Source organism: Marivivens sp. JLT3646, assembly GCF_001908835.1.
GTDB classification, from domain to species: domain Bacteria; phylum Pseudomonadota; class Alphaproteobacteria; order Rhodobacterales; family Rhodobacteraceae; genus Marivivens; species Marivivens geojensis.
In genome coordinates this window covers 468,454-482,625 of the sequence record NZ_CP018572.1, presented here as the reverse complement: position 1 = coordinate 482,625, position 14,172 = coordinate 468,454, and the positions used below count along the sequence as shown (strand labels likewise).

The 14,172-nt window shown below is 58.6% G+C and carries 17 protein-coding genes; 16 read left to right on the top strand and 1 reads right to left on the bottom strand.

All coding sequences use genetic code 11. The features are described 5' to 3' along the window. Positions 1 to 69 precede the first annotated feature (69 nt). The 16 genes from BSK21_RS02470 to hypE all read left to right on the top strand — a co-directional run bounded on the left by BSK21_RS02470 (position 70) and on the right by hypE (position 13,087). A complete protein-coding gene (locus tag BSK21_RS02470) occupies positions 70 to 1,158 on the top strand; it encodes a hydrogenase small subunit (protein WP_067550071.1) in 1,089 nt (362 codons plus the stop codon). A gap of 3 nt (positions 1,159 to 1,161) precedes the next feature. Continuing rightward, positions 1,162 to 2,952: a nickel-dependent hydrogenase large subunit gene (locus BSK21_RS02465; RefSeq protein ID WP_067550073.1), complete on the top strand. Its 1,791-nt coding sequence runs from the start codon at positions 1,162 to 1,164 to the stop codon at positions 2,950 to 2,952. 15 nt (positions 2,953 to 2,967) lie between these two features. Beyond that, on the top strand, positions 2,968 to 3,150 hold the full coding sequence (locus BSK21_RS02460) for a hypothetical protein (protein WP_067550075.1): 183 nt from the start codon (positions 2,968 to 2,970) through the stop codon (positions 3,148 to 3,150). A 3-nt stretch (positions 3,151 to 3,153) separates the two neighbouring features. After that, positions 3,154 to 3,930 carry a Ni/Fe-hydrogenase, b-type cytochrome subunit gene (cybH, locus tag BSK21_RS02455; protein ID WP_067550077.1) on the top strand — a complete coding sequence of 259 codons (777 nt, stop codon included), beginning with the start codon at positions 3,154 to 3,156 and terminating at the stop codon, positions 3,928 to 3,930. A gap of 280 nt (positions 3,931 to 4,210) precedes the next feature. Further along, entirely contained in the window at positions 4,211 to 4,822 is a 612-nt protein-coding gene (locus tag BSK21_RS02450; protein WP_067550079.1) for a HyaD/HybD family hydrogenase maturation endopeptidase, read from the top strand. Continuing rightward, the gene (locus BSK21_RS02445) at positions 4,822 to 5,142 is read left to right on the top strand and encodes a HypC/HybG/HupF family hydrogenase formation chaperone (RefSeq protein WP_067550081.1); all 321 of its coding nucleotides are present in this window, start codon (positions 4,822 to 4,824) and stop codon (positions 5,140 to 5,142) included. The genes BSK21_RS02450 and BSK21_RS02445 overlap by 1 nt, the downstream gene beginning before the upstream one ends. A 7-nt stretch (positions 5,143 to 5,149) precedes the next feature. Then, a complete protein-coding gene (locus BSK21_RS02440; RefSeq protein WP_067550083.1) occupies positions 5,150 to 5,533 on the top strand; it encodes a hydrogenase accessory protein in 384 nt (127 codons plus the stop codon). Between the two features lie 2 nt (positions 5,534 to 5,535). Further along, entirely contained in the window at positions 5,536 to 6,369 is an 834-nt protein-coding gene (locus BSK21_RS02435) for a hydrogenase expression/formation protein (RefSeq protein ID WP_067550085.1), read from the top strand. Beyond that, positions 6,366 to 7,160: a [NiFe]-hydrogenase assembly chaperone HybE gene (gene hybE / locus BSK21_RS02430; RefSeq protein ID WP_067550087.1), complete on the top strand. Its 795-nt coding sequence runs from the start codon at positions 6,366 to 6,368 to the stop codon at positions 7,158 to 7,160. The genes BSK21_RS02435 and hybE overlap by 4 nt, the downstream gene beginning before the upstream one ends. Beyond that, entirely contained in the window at positions 7,160 to 8,026 is an 867-nt protein-coding gene (locus tag BSK21_RS02425; protein ID WP_067550089.1) for a hypothetical protein, read from the top strand. The genes hybE and BSK21_RS02425 overlap by 1 nt, the downstream gene beginning before the upstream one ends. After that, positions 8,019 to 8,348, top strand: coding sequence for a hydrogenase maturation nickel metallochaperone HypA (locus BSK21_RS02420; RefSeq protein WP_067550091.1), 330 nt, complete (start codon positions 8,019 to 8,021; stop codon positions 8,346 to 8,348). Before BSK21_RS02425 ends, BSK21_RS02420 begins: the two co-directional genes overlap by 8 nt. Then, positions 8,348 to 9,175 carry a hydrogenase nickel incorporation protein HypB gene (gene hypB / locus BSK21_RS02415; RefSeq protein WP_067550093.1) on the top strand — a complete coding sequence of 276 codons (828 nt, stop codon included), beginning with the start codon at positions 8,348 to 8,350 and terminating at the stop codon, positions 9,173 to 9,175. The genes BSK21_RS02420 and hypB overlap by 1 nt, the downstream gene beginning before the upstream one ends. Then, a complete protein-coding gene (locus BSK21_RS02410) occupies positions 9,172 to 10,641 on the top strand; it encodes a sigma-54 dependent transcriptional regulator (RefSeq protein ID WP_156529576.1) in 1,470 nt (489 codons plus the stop codon). Before hypB ends, BSK21_RS02410 begins: the two co-directional genes overlap by 4 nt. A gap of 3 nt (positions 10,642 to 10,644) precedes the next feature. Then, on the top strand, positions 10,645 to 10,935 hold the full coding sequence (gene hypC / locus BSK21_RS02405; RefSeq protein ID WP_067550097.1) for a HypC/HybG/HupF family hydrogenase formation chaperone: 291 nt from the start codon (positions 10,645 to 10,647) through the stop codon (positions 10,933 to 10,935). Then, complete coding sequence (hypD, locus tag BSK21_RS02400; protein ID WP_067550099.1) at positions 10,932 to 12,074, top strand: hydrogenase formation protein HypD; 1,143 nt, start codon at positions 10,932 to 10,934, stop codon at positions 12,072 to 12,074. The genes hypC and hypD overlap by 4 nt, the downstream gene beginning before the upstream one ends. Further along, complete coding sequence (gene hypE / locus BSK21_RS02395; protein ID WP_074038947.1) at positions 12,071 to 13,087, top strand: hydrogenase expression/formation protein HypE; 1,017 nt, start codon at positions 12,071 to 12,073, stop codon at positions 13,085 to 13,087. The genes hypD and hypE overlap by 4 nt, the downstream gene beginning before the upstream one ends. On the opposite strand, the gene BSK21_RS02390 is transcribed toward hypE, so the two are convergent. Further along, the gene (locus tag BSK21_RS02390) at positions 13,084 to 14,130 is read right to left on the bottom strand and encodes an AbrB family transcriptional regulator (RefSeq protein WP_231924789.1); all 1,047 of its coding nucleotides are present in this window, start codon (positions 14,128 to 14,130) and stop codon (positions 13,084 to 13,086) included. The genes hypE and BSK21_RS02390 overlap by 4 nt on opposite strands. Positions 14,131 to 14,172: the final 42 nt, after the last annotated feature.

Here is a 14,172-nt window from a genome sequence, read left to right as displayed (position 1 = left end):
CCGATCCTAAGCGGACAATGCCCGAATTGCGCCTTTCGCACGGGTCAGAATTCAAAGAGGGAGGGTCATTTGTCGCAAATCGAAACCTTTTATGAAGTGATGCGGAAGCAGGGGATCACCCGCCGCTCCTTTATGAAATATTGCTCGCTGACGGCCTCGGCACTTGGCCTTGGCCCGTCGTTTGTGCCGCAGATCGCGCACGCCATGGAAACCAAACCGCGCACGCCTGTGATCTGGGTCAACGGTCTAGAGTGCACCTGCTGTTCGGAATCTTTTATCCGCGGCGCGCACCCGCTGGCCAAAGACGTGGTTCTGTCGATGATCTCTCTCGACTATTCGGAAACGTTGATGGCTGCCGCAGGGCATCACGCCGAAGCAGCGTTGGAAGAAACGATCGAGAAATACAAAGGCAACTACATCCTCGCCGTAGAGGGCAACCCGCCCCTGAACGAGGACGGTATGTTCTGTATCGTCGGTGGCAAGCCGTTCGTCGAACAGCTGAAACACGCAGCACAGCACGCGAAAGCAGTGATTTCTTGGGGTGCCTGCGCGTCCTATGGCTGCGTTCAGGCGGCAAAGCCGAACCCGACGCAGGCAACGCCAGTTCACAAGGTCATCACCGACAAACCGATCATCAAGGTTCCGGGTTGCCCGCCCATCGCCGAAGTCATGACCGGCGTCATCACCTATATGCTGACCTTCGACCGTCTGCCCGAACTCGACCGTCAGGGTCGTCCGGCGATGTTCTACGGCCAGCGTATCCACGACAAATGCTACCGCCGTCCGCACTTTGACGCGGGTCAGTTTGTTGAGCATTGGGACGATGACAACGCACGCAAGGGCTTCTGCCTTTACAAGATGGGCTGCAAAGGCCCGACCACCTACAACGCCTGTTCGACCGTGCGTTGGAACGAAGGTGTCTCGTTCCCGATCCAATCGGGTCACGGCTGTATCGGTTGTTCCGAAGATGGGTTCTGGGATCAGGGCTCGTTCTACAACCGCGTCACCGATTTGACTCAGTTCGGCATCGAAGCCAACGCAGACAAAATCGGCATGACCGCCGCTGGTGTTGTTGGCGCAGGCGTTGCGGCCCATGCGGCTGTGTCCGCGCTCAAGGCCGCGCAGCGCAAGACTCAAGACAAGAAAGAGGAGGCATAAGCCATGGTCACCACCCCTAACGGCTTTGACCTCGACACATCAGGCAAACGTATCGTCGTCGACCCTGTGACCCGCATCGAGGGCCACATGCGCTGCGAAGTGAACGTGGACGACGAAGGCATCATCCGCAACGCGGTCTCCACAGGCACCATGTGGCGCGGTCTGGAAGTGATCCTCAAAGGTCGCGACCCGCGTGATGCTTGGGCGTTCACCGAACGGATTTGCGGCGTGTGCACAGGCACCCACGCGCTGACCTCGGTCCGTGCGGTCGAGGATGCGCTGGGGATCACCATCCCTGACAACGCGAACTCAATCCGCAACATCATGCAGTTGAACCTGCAGATCCACGACCACATCGTGCACTTCTACCACCTGCACGCGCTGGACTGGGTGAACCCTGTCAACGCCCTGCGCGCCGACCCCAAGGCGACTTCGGAACTGCAACAGATGGTGTCGCCGAGCCACCCGCTGTCTAGCCCAGGCTATTTCCGCGATGTTCAGAACCGACTGAAGCAATTCGTTGAATCGGGTCAGCTCGGCATCTTTAAGAACGGCTATTGGGATAACCCAGCCTATAAACTGCCGCCAGAGGCAGACCTTATGGCGACCACCCACTACCTCGAAGCGCTCGACCTGCAAAAAGAGATCGTGAAAATTCACACGATCTTTGGCGGTAAGAACCCGCACCCGAACTGGCTCGTTGGTGGTGTTCCATGCCCGATCAACGTCCATTCGACGGGTGCCGTTGGCGCGATCAACATGGAACGTCTGAACCTCGTGTCGTCGATTATCGACAAATGTATCGAGTTCAACAAAAACGTCTACTTGCCGGACGTTGTTGCCATCGGCGGTTTCTACAAAAACTGGCTCTACGGTGGCGGTCTGTCGTCGCAAGCATGCCTTGCCTACGGTGACATCCCAGAGCATCCGAACGATTTCTCGGCGGATCAACTTCACCTGCCGCGCGGCGCGATCATCAATGGCGATCTGTCGGTTGTTCATGATGTCGACGTGCGCGATCCTGAACAGGTTCAAGAATTCGTTGACCACTCGTGGTACGAATACGCAGAGCCGGGCATGGGTCTTCACCCTTGGGATGGCGTGACAGAGCCGAAATACGAACTCGGCCCGAACGCCAAAGGCACACGCACCAATATCCAAGAGCTCGACGAGGCTGCTAAATATTCGTGGATCAAAGCGCCGCGTTGGAAAGGTCACGCGATGGAAGTTGGCCCGCTGGCCCGCTACGTCGTCGGCTACGCCAAAGGCCATGAGGACATCAAAAACCAAGTTGATGGCCTGCTGCGTACGATGGACCTGCCGCTTCCTGCGATCTTCTCGACCCTTGGCCGTACCGCTGCACGGGCGCTGGAGTCGGAATACTGCGGTCGCTTGCAGAAGCACTTCTTCGACAAGCTCGTCACCAATATCAAAAACGGCGACGAAAGCACTGCGAACGTGGCGAAATGGGACCCGTCAACTTGGCCCAAAGAGGCTATGGGCGTTGGCATGACCGAAGCCCCGCGCGGTGCGCTGGGTCACTGGATCAAAGTCAAAGATGGTCGCATCGAAAACTACCAGTGCGTTGTTCCGACCACTTGGAACGGGTCTCCGCGTGACACCCAAGGCAACATCGGCGCCTTTGAGGCCGCTCTGATGAACACCAAAATGGAACGTCCCGAAGAGCCGGTCGAAATCCTGCGCACTCTGCACAGCTTTGACCCATGCCTTGCGTGTTCGACCCACGTTATGTCGCCCGATGGTGAGGAACTCACCACCGTCAAAGTCCGCTAAAGGGAGGATCGGACAATGAAAAAACTTGCGACTGCACTTCTAACCCTGAGCGCCACCACAGCGGTGGCGCATACGGGCCACGATGCCGCACTTGGCGACGGTATCGCGCATTGGACCCTGTCGCCCCTTCACGGGCTGGGTGTGATTGCATTGGCTGCGGTTCTCTACGGTGTTCGCTCCTACCTTCGGAAGGAGTGATCCATGGCTGATCAGTCAATTCACACACCAAACATGGAGGTCGAACCTCTGGAAGCGTCCCGCCTGACGGGGGACGCAACCGCGCAGGACATCGACAGCATCCGCCGCAGAACATCGGTCTTTGTCTACGAATGGCCTGTGCGTCTGTGGCACTGGATCAATGCGCTCTGCATCATGGTTCTGATCGGAACGGGCTGGTTTATCGCCTCGCCCCTGCCGACCATGACCTTTGCCGAGGCGACCCATCAATTTGTCATGGGCTACATCCGCTTTGGCCACTTTGCCGCCGCGCAAATCCTGACGGTCGGGTTCTTTGCCCGCATCTATTGGGCCTTTGTCGGCAACCACCACGCAAAGCAATTGTTCTACGTTCCCATCCTGAACAAACGCTGGTGGAAAGAGGTCGTCTTCGAACTGAAATGGTATCTCTTCCTCGAAGCAGAGCCAAAGAAATACGTCGGTCATAACCCTCTGGCACAGATCGCCATGTTCTTCTTCATGACGCTCGGCATCACGTTCATGATCCTAACGGGCTGGGCGCTCTATGCGGAAGGTGCGCAGGCGGGGTCTCTCTCGCACAACGTGATGGGCTGGTTGATCGGCTGGGTCGGGAACACACAGATACTGCATTCGGTCCACCATTTGGGCATGTGGTTCATCGTGATTTTCATGATCATCCACATCTACGCCGCCATCCGCGAAGACATCCTGTCGCGTCAGTCGATGGTCTCGACCATGATCTCTGGCACACGGACCTTCAAAGACGATCGTCCAGAATAATCCCATCCTTATTCTGAACGGAAACGGGCGCCGAGGCGCCCGTTTTTCTTTGCGATTACATGATTTCCAAATTTACATACAATCGATCACTTACTTTTTACTATGCTGCAGCATAGCATCCCATTGCATACAGAAATTTTACAATAAAACAGTCACTTAAAACGAAAAATCCGAGAATGTTTTTTCTCTCACCGCCGCAAACTGAAAGCATTACTCTCACTTATGCGAACAGTCGGTAACCATGATTCCGACTAGAGGGGACATCATCAGGGAGGGTTGGATGGCACAACGTGTGCTCATTCTAGGCATCGGTAACGTTCTGTGGGCCGACGAAGGCTTTGGCGTCCGCTGCGTCGAACGCATGGCAGATCAGTGGGCCTTTCCTGAAAATGTGCGCCTCTTGGATGGCGGCACACAGGGCCTCTATCTTCTGCCCTTCCTCGAAGAAGCCGACGTTCTGATCGTCTTTGATGCGGTCGATTACGGCCTCGAACCGGGCACGATGAAGATCGTCGAAGGTGACGAGGTTCCCGCCTTTTTGGGCGCGAAAAAGATGTCGCTCCACCAGACAGGTTTTCAGGATGTGATCGCGACGGCGCGGTTGATGGGCTACTGCCCGCCCGACCTGTTGTTGATCGGTTGCCAACCCGAAGAGCTAGAGGACTACGGCGGCGGGCTCCGCGATATCGTTGCCGCGCAAATCGAACCGGCGATTAAGGTGGCGCTCGATAAGCTCGCCAAACTGCAGATCGTTCCGACTCGCGGCGAAGGGGACAAATCACTCCTCGCGGATAAAGCCATCCTGCGCTCCGCCTACGAAGATGGCCGCCCGTCCGAAGACGAAGCCTACCGCTATGGCGACGAACGCTTCCTCCCTGCGGAGGTCGAATAATGTGCGTCGGCGTCCCGATGAAAGTCATCGGCAGCGAAGGCATCGCCGCGACCTGCACGGACGGCGAACGGATCGAATTGATCGACCTGTCGCTGGTCGGTGACGTCCCCGCTGGAACGTGGCTCCTAACGTTCCTCGGCGCGGCGCGTGACATCATCTCTGCCGACGAAGCTGAAAAAATCACCGCTGCACTGAACGGGCTGCGCTCCATCATGCAGGGCGGCGATCTGGGCGATGCGTTTGCCGACCTGAACGCCCGTGAACCGCAACTTCCCCCTCACCTCGCCGCCGCGCTCGCGGATGGCAAATCGACTGCATGAGGCCACAATGACCCATCCGCTAATCGACCGACTGAGCTCTGAATTTGGCTACCCGATCCTAAACTCAACCCACGACCTGACCGAATACACACGGGGCGAAGGCGTGCATTGCGTGTTCATCACGGGCGATCCCGTACGCAACCTCGAAACCACCGATGTGGCTGTGGTTTTGCCCGAACTTAAAATGACCTTCCAAGGCGCGTTTGACTGCGCCGTCGTCGCGACCGAATTCGAGGACGCCGCCAAAGAGGCCGCAGGCGTGTTCAAAACACCCGCTCTCGTTTTCTACCGCGAAGGCGTGGTTTTAGGGTCGATCCCAAAGGTCCGCGACTGGGACGATTACATGTCCCGCATTCCCCAAATCCTTGCGCTGCACCCTGAAGGAGCCTGATCATGTCGAATTTTGTAATGCCCCCGACCGGCTTTGGCCCTGGCTCCCAACCCTTGGCCGAGGATGACGAACTACAGTACACCGTCATGCCACAGGACATGCGGACGTATTCCCCGCACACGCCAGAGATCGACGATCCGAACAGCGTTGCAGTAGGCACCGCGCTGATGCACGACATCGCGAAATCATGTGCTGATTGTGCGATTGACGGGCAAAGCCGCAGCCATGACCTATCGCATCTTGATCAGGCGAACCGCGCATTCATGGCGGACACATTGGGCGAAGGCGAAGTCTCGCTCCGTATTCGTGGCATCCCCGCGATCCGTGCGCAGGAGTCGTTCTTTGCAGGTGTCTGGCTGTTGGCAGGCGAAGGCGTTGACCGCCTTGAGGTCGCCCCCATTCCCGCGATCGCCATTGAACGCGCCCATACCCCGCATAAACCCGCACTTTTGACCGCTGCACCGAAACCATCGACCATTGCCAATGCGCCTGCGCTACTGGCCGAGTTGATGGACAAATCTGCGAGCTACCAAAAGGGTCAAATCCCGCATGTGATCAACCTCACCCTCCTGCCCCACACCGAGGGCGATCTGGAGTGGTTGGACGCTGCCCTCGGCGAAGGGGCCGTTACGATCCTGTCCCGTGGCTACGGAAACTGCCGCGTCACCGCGACCGCGCTAAGCAAAGTTTGGCGGGTGCAGTTCTTTAACTCCATGGACACGCTGATCCTCGACACGTTTGAAGTCACCGACATGCCCGAAGTTGCACTTGCCGCAGACGAGGACCTCCACGACAGCGATGCCCGCATCCGCGACGTGATGGAGACGTTGGCATGAGCGGGTTCGAGGGATCATTCCTAGGCGCAATGGACAAGATCAGCCGCGCCGCAATTATGGAGTGTAAAATCTGCTGGACCCCTTACGACCCAGCCGATGGCGACGATTACCGCCAGATCGAACCGGGCACAGCCTTTATCGACCTCCCGCACGACTGGTCTTGCCCGAACTGTTCCGCCCCAAAAGAACAGTTCATGGTCCTCGAAGATCCAGGCGCGGAGAGCGTCAAAGACGCCAATGACATGGCCGCCGTCTCTGCCGCGCTCGAAGCTGATTTCCGTGAAATCTGGCATGCAAAAATGCGTGACGTGCCTCTGGTGAACAAAGTGCTGCATGTTCAGGCCGTCGGCTTTCACCGCTATGAGGGCCGCCCCTTGGGCGTGCTGATTACACCGTGGTTTATGAACCTGTTCCTCTTGCCTGCCGAGGGCGAGGATTGGTCGACCCTGACGGTGGGCGCCAAGGAAACCATCGCGTTTCCATCGGGCAATTACGAATTCATCCATAACGTTCGGGAACAATCGGGCGGCTACAAGGCCTGCTCGCTGTTCTCTCCGATGGGTGACTTCAACACCCAAGCCCAAGCGGTCGATGTCGCCCGCGCCGTCCTGACGGAGCTGTTCAAAGAAGAAAATCGCGCAGAAACGGACCGCCGCGAAGATATCCGCGCTGCACGAGAGGCAGAATTGAACCCGCCTGAAGCCGAGGAACCCGAAATTGATATGGTGCCATCCCGCCGCAAGGTGATCACCGCTGGCTTGGCGACAGATATGGCAACCGAGGCTGAATAATGATCCAAACCCGCGCAAGATATACAGTCACCACAACACCGGAGCTTCCGGTGGGTGAGTTATTGCGCAGGCGCACAGCACTGGATGCGGCGGAAACCCTGCCGCGACTGTTCAACCTCTGCCGTGGGGCCCAAGAGCTTGGCGCACGGTTGGCCCTCGGGTTCCCGACGACACCCGACCTTTTGGAGGCCGCCCGCCAAGAAGCCATCCGCGACCACGCCCTGAAACTGTTCATCGCACTCCCATCGCGGCTGAATATCGGCACCCCGACGCTGCCCCAAGGCTGGCAGAGCGATGCAGCGGCCGTGATCCGCGCGGGCTTTGGTCCGAACGGCGTGCCTCGTCGGCTCGCCGATTTTCGGACTTTCTTGACCTCGGGCGATGGCATCGCGCCGCTACTCTCAACGATCAAGACCACCTTTGCGAAACGTATGGCCGACACTGGTCCCGTGCCTTTGGTCAGCGTGGACACTATGTTCAAAAAGGCCCCAGTCGAAAACTCAGTTGCGGGTCGCCATGCCGATCACCCCCTAATGATCCAAATCGCAGCAAGCGACGGCCACGGTCCGCTGTGGCGCACAATGGGTCGCGTGATCGACTTGACCCGCCCGTATCCAATGCCGCGCCGCACCGCCTTTGGCACGATCGTCAGCGCCCCGCGTGGCGACTATGGCCTGCAGATCGGAACCTCGAACGGACATGTGACCGATCTGACGCGGATCACCCCGACAGATCACCTGCTTGCCAAAGGTGGCGTTTTGGACAGATCGCTCGCGGCATTAACCGACGCTGGCCTTGCGCCGCTGCTTTTGGATATTCTGGACCCCTGTATTCCCGTCACCGTTCACGAGGCCGATCATGCATGAAATGTCCCTCTGCGAAGGCATCCGTAGCGTGATTGAAAGCGCAACAGACCGCCCTGTGACCAAAGTGCGCGTGGAAATCGGTCGTTTTGCGGGCGTCGAAAAAGGCGCGTTGAGCTTTGCCTTTGACGTGGTGATGCGCGGGTCCGTCGCGGAAAACGCGGAACTTATTATGATTGACCTCCCCGGTCGGGCGCTCTGCTATGACTGCATGAAAGAGGTCGAGATCGACAATAGATTAGACCCCTGCCCCGACTGTGGCGGCGGAAAATTGATGCCCCAAGGGGGCGACGAAATGCGGATCAAAGATTTGGAGGTGGAATAATGTGCACAGTTTGCGGTTGCGGTGATGCAAAGCTCGAAGGTCACCACCATCATGATCACGGCCACCACCATCACCACGGGCATCACCACCACGATCACGGCGACATCCACTTTGGCAACGGCCCTGCGGGCGTCGAAGTCCCTGGCATGACCCAAGAGCGTTTGATCGAGATCGAGACGGATATCCTCGCCAAAAATGACCGCTACGCAGATGAAAACCGTGCGGCCTTGGCGGATCTTGGGTGCTTTGCGGTCAATCTGGTGTCCTCACCGGGGTCAGGCAAAACCACCCTCCTGTGCAAAACAATCGAAGCCTTGGGCAACATCCCTCTTGCGGTGATTGAAGGCGACCAGCAAACCGCCAATGACGCCGACCGCATCCGCGCGACGGGCGCTCCCGCGATCCAAGTCAACACAGGCAAGGGTTGCCACCTCGACGGTCATATGGTCGGACATGCGATGGAGCATTTGAACCTCACCGCTGGGTCATTCCTCTTCATCGAAAACGTCGGGAACCTCGTTTGCCCCGCGTCCTTCGATCTGGGCGAGGACTGCAAGGTCGCGATACTCTCGGTTACCGAAGGTGAAGATAAACCGTTGAAATACCCCGACATGTTTACCGCCGCTCGGGTGGCGATCCTGAACAAAATCGACCTCGCCCCGCATTGCGACGTGGACCTCGACCTCTACGAGGAGAACCTGCGCCGCGTGAACCCGACCATCGAAATCCTCCGCGTTTCGGCCCGCACAGGCGAAGGCATGGACCAGTGGATCGGATGGCTCACTGCACGGCTCACTGCGAAATCCGAACCGAGGGCCGCAGAATGACCCTCCCAACGGTTCTATTGATTGATGACGAGGCGCACAGCCTTGCCTCTATGCGGATGGCGCTAGAGGACGACTTTGACTGTCTGACCGCCGCCAACGCCGACGAGGCACTGGCCCTGATGGAGGACAACTACGTCCAAGTCATCTTTTGCGACCAGCGGATGCCTGGCAAAACTGGTGTCGAATTTCTGTCCGAGGTGCGCAACCGCTGGCCCGAAACCGTGCGGATCATCATCACCGGCTATACCGAGACCAACGACATGATCGCCGCCATCAATGAGGCGGGCATTTATCAGTTCGTCACCAAACCGTGGCACCCCGACCATCTGTTGATGACCGCCAAAAACGCGAGCCATCTGTTCCAACTGTCCCGTGAAAACGACCGTATGTCGCTCGAGCAGAAATACCTCGGTCAGACGATGGAATCGAAGCTCGAAAAACAACGTAAGGCACTGCGCGAGGGGCTTGGGTTCGAAAACGTCCTGCGATCGCCCAATTCACCGCTGAACCCCGTTCTGACCGCCGCCCGCCAATATGCGTCCTTCGATGTGCCCGTTTTGCTGACGGGCGAGGCTGGCGTCGGCAAAACTCAGATCGCGCGGGCGATGCATTATACCTCGCTCCGTTCTGATCGGTCGTTCTTTGAACTGAACTGCGCAGGCATGTCGTCGGAGATGGTCGAGCTAGAGCTTTTCGGGGCGAAACGCGGCGCGATCCCCAGCCTTCAGTCGAACAAGATCGGCCTCTTGCAAAAAGCGGATCGCGGGACGCTATTCCTCAACGGCGTCGAAACCCTGTCGCCCGAACTGCAACTTTCGCTGTTGCGGGTCGTGACCGAGGGAAGCTTCCAACCCATCGGCGGGCATGAAACGCTGTCGACGAACATGCGCCTGCTCACGGGCGCCCATTGTGACCTACGGGCGCGGGTGGCGGATGGGCTGTTCCGCTCTGACTTGTTCTACGCGTTGGCCGTCACGGAACTGTCGATCCCACCCCTGCGGGCGCGGGTCGGTGACATCGCCGTTTTAGCGCAGCACCTCTTGTTTGAGGCGGCGCAATCGCATGGCAAACCTGTGCATGGCCTTGCGGATACCGCTCTCGAATTTTTGGAAAACTACGATTGGCCAGGGAACCTCAAGGAACTCGAAAACGAGGTCACGCGTATGCTGATCTTTGCACAAGAACCAGTGCTCGGTCCTGAGTTGATCTCTCGCCACATCCTGCAGGCTGATCCATCAGAGGACGGCGCAGATCGTCGCGCCGAAGAGGTGCTGACCTCTGAGGGAACGCTCAAAGACCGCGTTGAACTGATTGAAATGCGGATTTTGCGCGAAACCCTCACCCGCCTGAAATGGAACAAGAGCCGTGCGGCGACCGAACTGGGCCTGTCACGGGTTGGCCTGCGCGCCAAGCTCGACCGTTACGGCATTACGCCACCCCGCCGCATCCCCGCAGAAGAGGACTAAGCCATGTGCCTAGGTATCCCCGGTCAGATCGTGGCCATCACCGACCCCACCCGCATGATGGCAATGGCAGATGTGTCTGGCGTCAAACGCGAAGTGTCCTATGCGCCCGTTCTAACAGGCGACCCTCACGACCTGATCGGCCAATACGCTCTGATCCACGTCGGTTTTGCTATGGCGATTATCGACGAGGATGAGGCGGCCAAAACACTTGAGGCCCTGCGTGGTTTGGGCGAGGCCCAAGAGACGCTTGAGGCCATGGCCGAGGGTGCGAAGGCGCTGGAGGAAACGAAATGAGATACGTCGAAGAGTTCCGCGATCCAACGGCGGCAAAGTCCCTCTTGGCCGAGATCGAGAAGGTCACCAACCAGATCGGCGCGACCAAAGAGAAACCTGTCCACATCATGGAAATCTGCGGCGGCCACACACACGCGATTTTCCGGTACGGGCTGGATCGCCTGACACCCGAAGGCATCGAATTCATCCACGGTCCGGGCTGCCCCGTTTGCGTCCTGCCGATGTCCCGCGTCGATGAATGTGTGCAGATTGCAGAGAAACCCAACGTCATTTTCACGACCTTTGGCGACGCGATGCGCGTGCCGGGCACCAAAAAATCGCTGCTTCAGGCCAAGGCCGACGGAGCCGATATTCGCATGGTCTATTCTCCGCTCGATGCACTGGAACTGGCCCGTCGGAACCCTGACAAAGAGATCGTATTCTTTGGCCTCGGGTTCGAGACGACGACGCCTTCGACTGCGCTGTCGATCCAACAAGCCGCGCGTGATGGGCTGACCAATTTCTCTGTGTTCTGCAACCACATCACCGTGCCCGAACCGATCAAGGCGCTGTTGGATGACCCCTACATGATGCTCGACGGGTTTGTCGGGCCGGGTCACGTATCGATGGTGATCGGCGTGCATCCCTACGATTTTATCGCCCGCGATTATGGCAAGCCGATTGTTGTTGCTGGGTTTGAACCGCTGGACCTTTTGCAATCGGTGCTGATGGTCCTCACTCAAATCCGCGATGGCCGCGCTGAGGTGGAAAACCAATACGCGCGCATCGTGCCCGAACACGGCAATCCGATTTCAATCGCTGCGATGGAAGACGTTTACGAACGTCGCCCTTCGTTTGAATGGCGCGGGCTGGGCGAAATCGACGCATCTGGCCTGAAAATACGCGACCGCTACAAAGCGTTTGATGCCGAAGAGAAGTTTGGCATCGGTTATGCCGCTGGTCCCCGTGTGGTCCAAGAACCCGAAGGCTGCGAATGCGGCGCCGTCATGACAGGTCGCATGAAACCCACCGCTTGCCCGCAATTCGGCAAGGGATGCACGCCAGAGATGCCTCTAGGCGCGCTGATGGTCAGTTCAGAGGGCGCTTGCGCCGCCTATTGGCAATACGGCGGACGCCGCGCTGCGGAGCCTGCTGAATGACCCTTCGCGACGACAAAGTAACGCTGTCCCACGGCGGCGGCGGCAAGGCAATGCGCGACCTGATCGCAGAGGTTTTCACCTCGGTCTTTGAACCCACCAGCCGCGAAGATCAGGCCCGCCTGACCCATGAGGCGCTTCTTGAAGCGGGTGCACAGCTCGCCTTTACGACCGACAGCTACGTGGTGACACCCGTCGAGTTTCCCGGTGGCGACATCGGCAAAATCGCAGTTTGCGGCACAGTCAACGATTTGGCTGTTGGTGGCGCAAAACCGCTTTGGCTCTCTGCGGCGTTCATCATCGAAGAAGGCACCGAAATCGCCCTCCTCCGCCGTATCGTCGCCAGCATGAAAGCCGAGGCGGACAAGGCAGGCGTAAAGATCGTCACGGGCGACACAAAGGTCGTCGGGCGTGGGTCCGCCGATAAAGTGTTCATCACCACCTCAGGCGTCGGCGTTATCCCAGCGGGCCGTGATCTGCGGGCAGACATGATCCAACCCGGTGACGTTGCCATCGTGAACGGCGTGCTCGGCGATCATGGGGCGACGATCCTCGCCGCGCGGGGTGACATGATGCTGTCCTCTGACCTCCAGTCCGATTGCGCTGCATTGGGGCATCTGATGGAAGCCACCTGCACTGCTGTTCCCGTTCGTGCCTGCCGTGATGCGACACGCGGCGGGATCGCCTCTGCGCTCAACGAAATGGCCGAGGCTGCGGGCTGCACGATTGAGATCGACGAGGCCGCTCTTCCCCTTCGGCCAGAGGTCAAAGGCACCTGCGAAATCCTTGGCCTTGATCCGCTCTACCTGGCAAACGAGGGAACGCTTGTCCTTTTTGTCCCTGCAGAACATGCGGACACGGCGCTGGCGGCGATGCGGTCAGTGGACACCGGCAAGGGCGCAACCATCATCGGTCGGGCCAAAGAGGGTGCGCCGATGGTCACCATGCGCACCGCCTTTGGCGGCAGTCGGATTGTCGATATGCTCGTGGGAGAACAGCTGCCGCGGATTTGTTAACTGCGGCGCAGCAGCCACTTCATCACGATGGGCGCGAAAGCGATCACGAGTGCGATCCGTGCGAGGTGGTGGACCGAGATATAGGCCACCTCCGCGTTCATCGACAACGCGACGAGGCTCATTTCGGTCAATCCACCAGGGGCATAGGCGAGGATCACCTGCTCTGCCGTTTGCCCGAACAACCCATGGAACAGAACCGCAAAGACCAAAGTGACAGTCAACGTCAGCAGCGTCGCACCGAGGCTCAGGGCCAGCGACCGCACCACCATTGCTTTCGGCGCCCCGACAAAACGGCAGCCCAAAACGGTGCCCAACACCACTTGCGCGACGATCACCAGAACGGGTGGCGGCGCAGAATGGGTTAGCCCTGTTATATGAACAATTGCGGACAGGATCATCGGGCCAACCAGTTGCGCAGCAGGCAAACGCAGCCAACCCCCCAGATAGACCCCTGCCACGGCACAGGCCGTCAGGATCGCAACATCCATCATACCCAGCGACACAGGCTCGATGGCAAAGCCAGTGACCTTCAACCCCAGAACCACGCGGAACCAAAATGCGATCACCGCAATCGTCACCAGAATACGGGCCGCATGAGCGAGGATGATCTTACGCGGATCGGCACCCATCGCCTCGCCGATGAGCATCATGTCGTTCACACCGCCGGGCATCGCAGCGAAAAACGCGGTGGTGCGATCAAACTTACCAATGTGCGTGTAGAACGGAACGACGATGGCCGATGCGAAGGCAAGGTAGAGCCCGAGGAAGGCCAGCGACACCGCCCATGCGCGAGCATCGGCAAGGATGCCGCTGTCAAATCCCGACCCCAACATGACCCCGATCACCGAGATCACGATGGGCCGCAACATCGCAGGTGCCTTGAGCTTTGCCCCGCCCATAACAACCGCAAATGTCGCGATCATCGCGCCAAGCATCCACGGCAGTGGCAGGTGGAAATAGTAGAACACCCCACCCCCGATCCCGCCGATCGTCAACGACAGCGAAATCGGTAAAGCATTGGAAAAGATCGTTTTTGCAGACACGGGAGCGCACGCCATAAGTTCGGAGGGTCGAAAGGCTTGCAG

Excerpts from the sequence above, each read along its gene's own strand:
- BSK21_RS02460 (WP_067550075.1), top strand. The coding sequence starts at position 2,968 with ATGAAAAAACTTGCGACTGCACTTCTAACCCTGAGCGCCACCACAGCG.
- BSK21_RS02420 (WP_067550091.1), top strand. The coding sequence starts at position 8,019 with ATGCATGAAATGTCCCTCTGCGAAGGCATCCGTAGCGTGATTGAAAGC.
- BSK21_RS02440 (WP_067550083.1), top strand. The coding sequence starts at position 5,150 with ATGACCCATCCGCTAATCGACCGACTGAGCTCTGAATTTGGCTACCCG.
- cybH (WP_067550077.1), top strand. The coding sequence starts at position 3,154 with ATGGCTGATCAGTCAATTCACACACCAAACATGGAGGTCGAACCTCTG.
- BSK21_RS02450 (WP_067550079.1), top strand. The coding sequence starts at position 4,211 with ATGGCACAACGTGTGCTCATTCTAGGCATCGGTAACGTTCTGTGGGCC.
- BSK21_RS02425 (WP_067550089.1), top strand. The coding sequence starts at position 7,160 with ATGATCCAAACCCGCGCAAGATATACAGTCACCACAACACCGGAGCTT.
- BSK21_RS02435 (WP_067550085.1), top strand. The coding sequence starts at position 5,536 with ATGTCGAATTTTGTAATGCCCCCGACCGGCTTTGGCCCTGGCTCCCAA.
- hypE (WP_074038947.1), top strand. The coding sequence starts at position 12,071 with ATGACCCTTCGCGACGACAAAGTAACGCTGTCCCACGGCGGCGGCGGC.
- BSK21_RS02410 (WP_156529576.1), top strand. The coding sequence starts at position 9,172 with ATGACCCTCCCAACGGTTCTATTGATTGATGACGAGGCGCACAGCCTT.
- hypC (WP_067550097.1), top strand. The coding sequence starts at position 10,645 with ATGTGCCTAGGTATCCCCGGTCAGATCGTGGCCATCACCGACCCCACC.
- hypB (WP_067550093.1), top strand. The coding sequence starts at position 8,348 with ATGTGCACAGTTTGCGGTTGCGGTGATGCAAAGCTCGAAGGTCACCAC.
- hypD (WP_067550099.1), top strand. The coding sequence starts at position 10,932 with ATGAGATACGTCGAAGAGTTCCGCGATCCAACGGCGGCAAAGTCCCTC.
- hybE (WP_067550087.1), top strand. The coding sequence starts at position 6,366 with ATGAGCGGGTTCGAGGGATCATTCCTAGGCGCAATGGACAAGATCAGC.
- BSK21_RS02445 (WP_067550081.1), top strand. The coding sequence starts at position 4,822 with ATGTGCGTCGGCGTCCCGATGAAAGTCATCGGCAGCGAAGGCATCGCC.
- BSK21_RS02465 (WP_067550073.1), top strand. The coding sequence starts at position 1,162 with ATGGTCACCACCCCTAACGGCTTTGACCTCGACACATCAGGCAAACGT.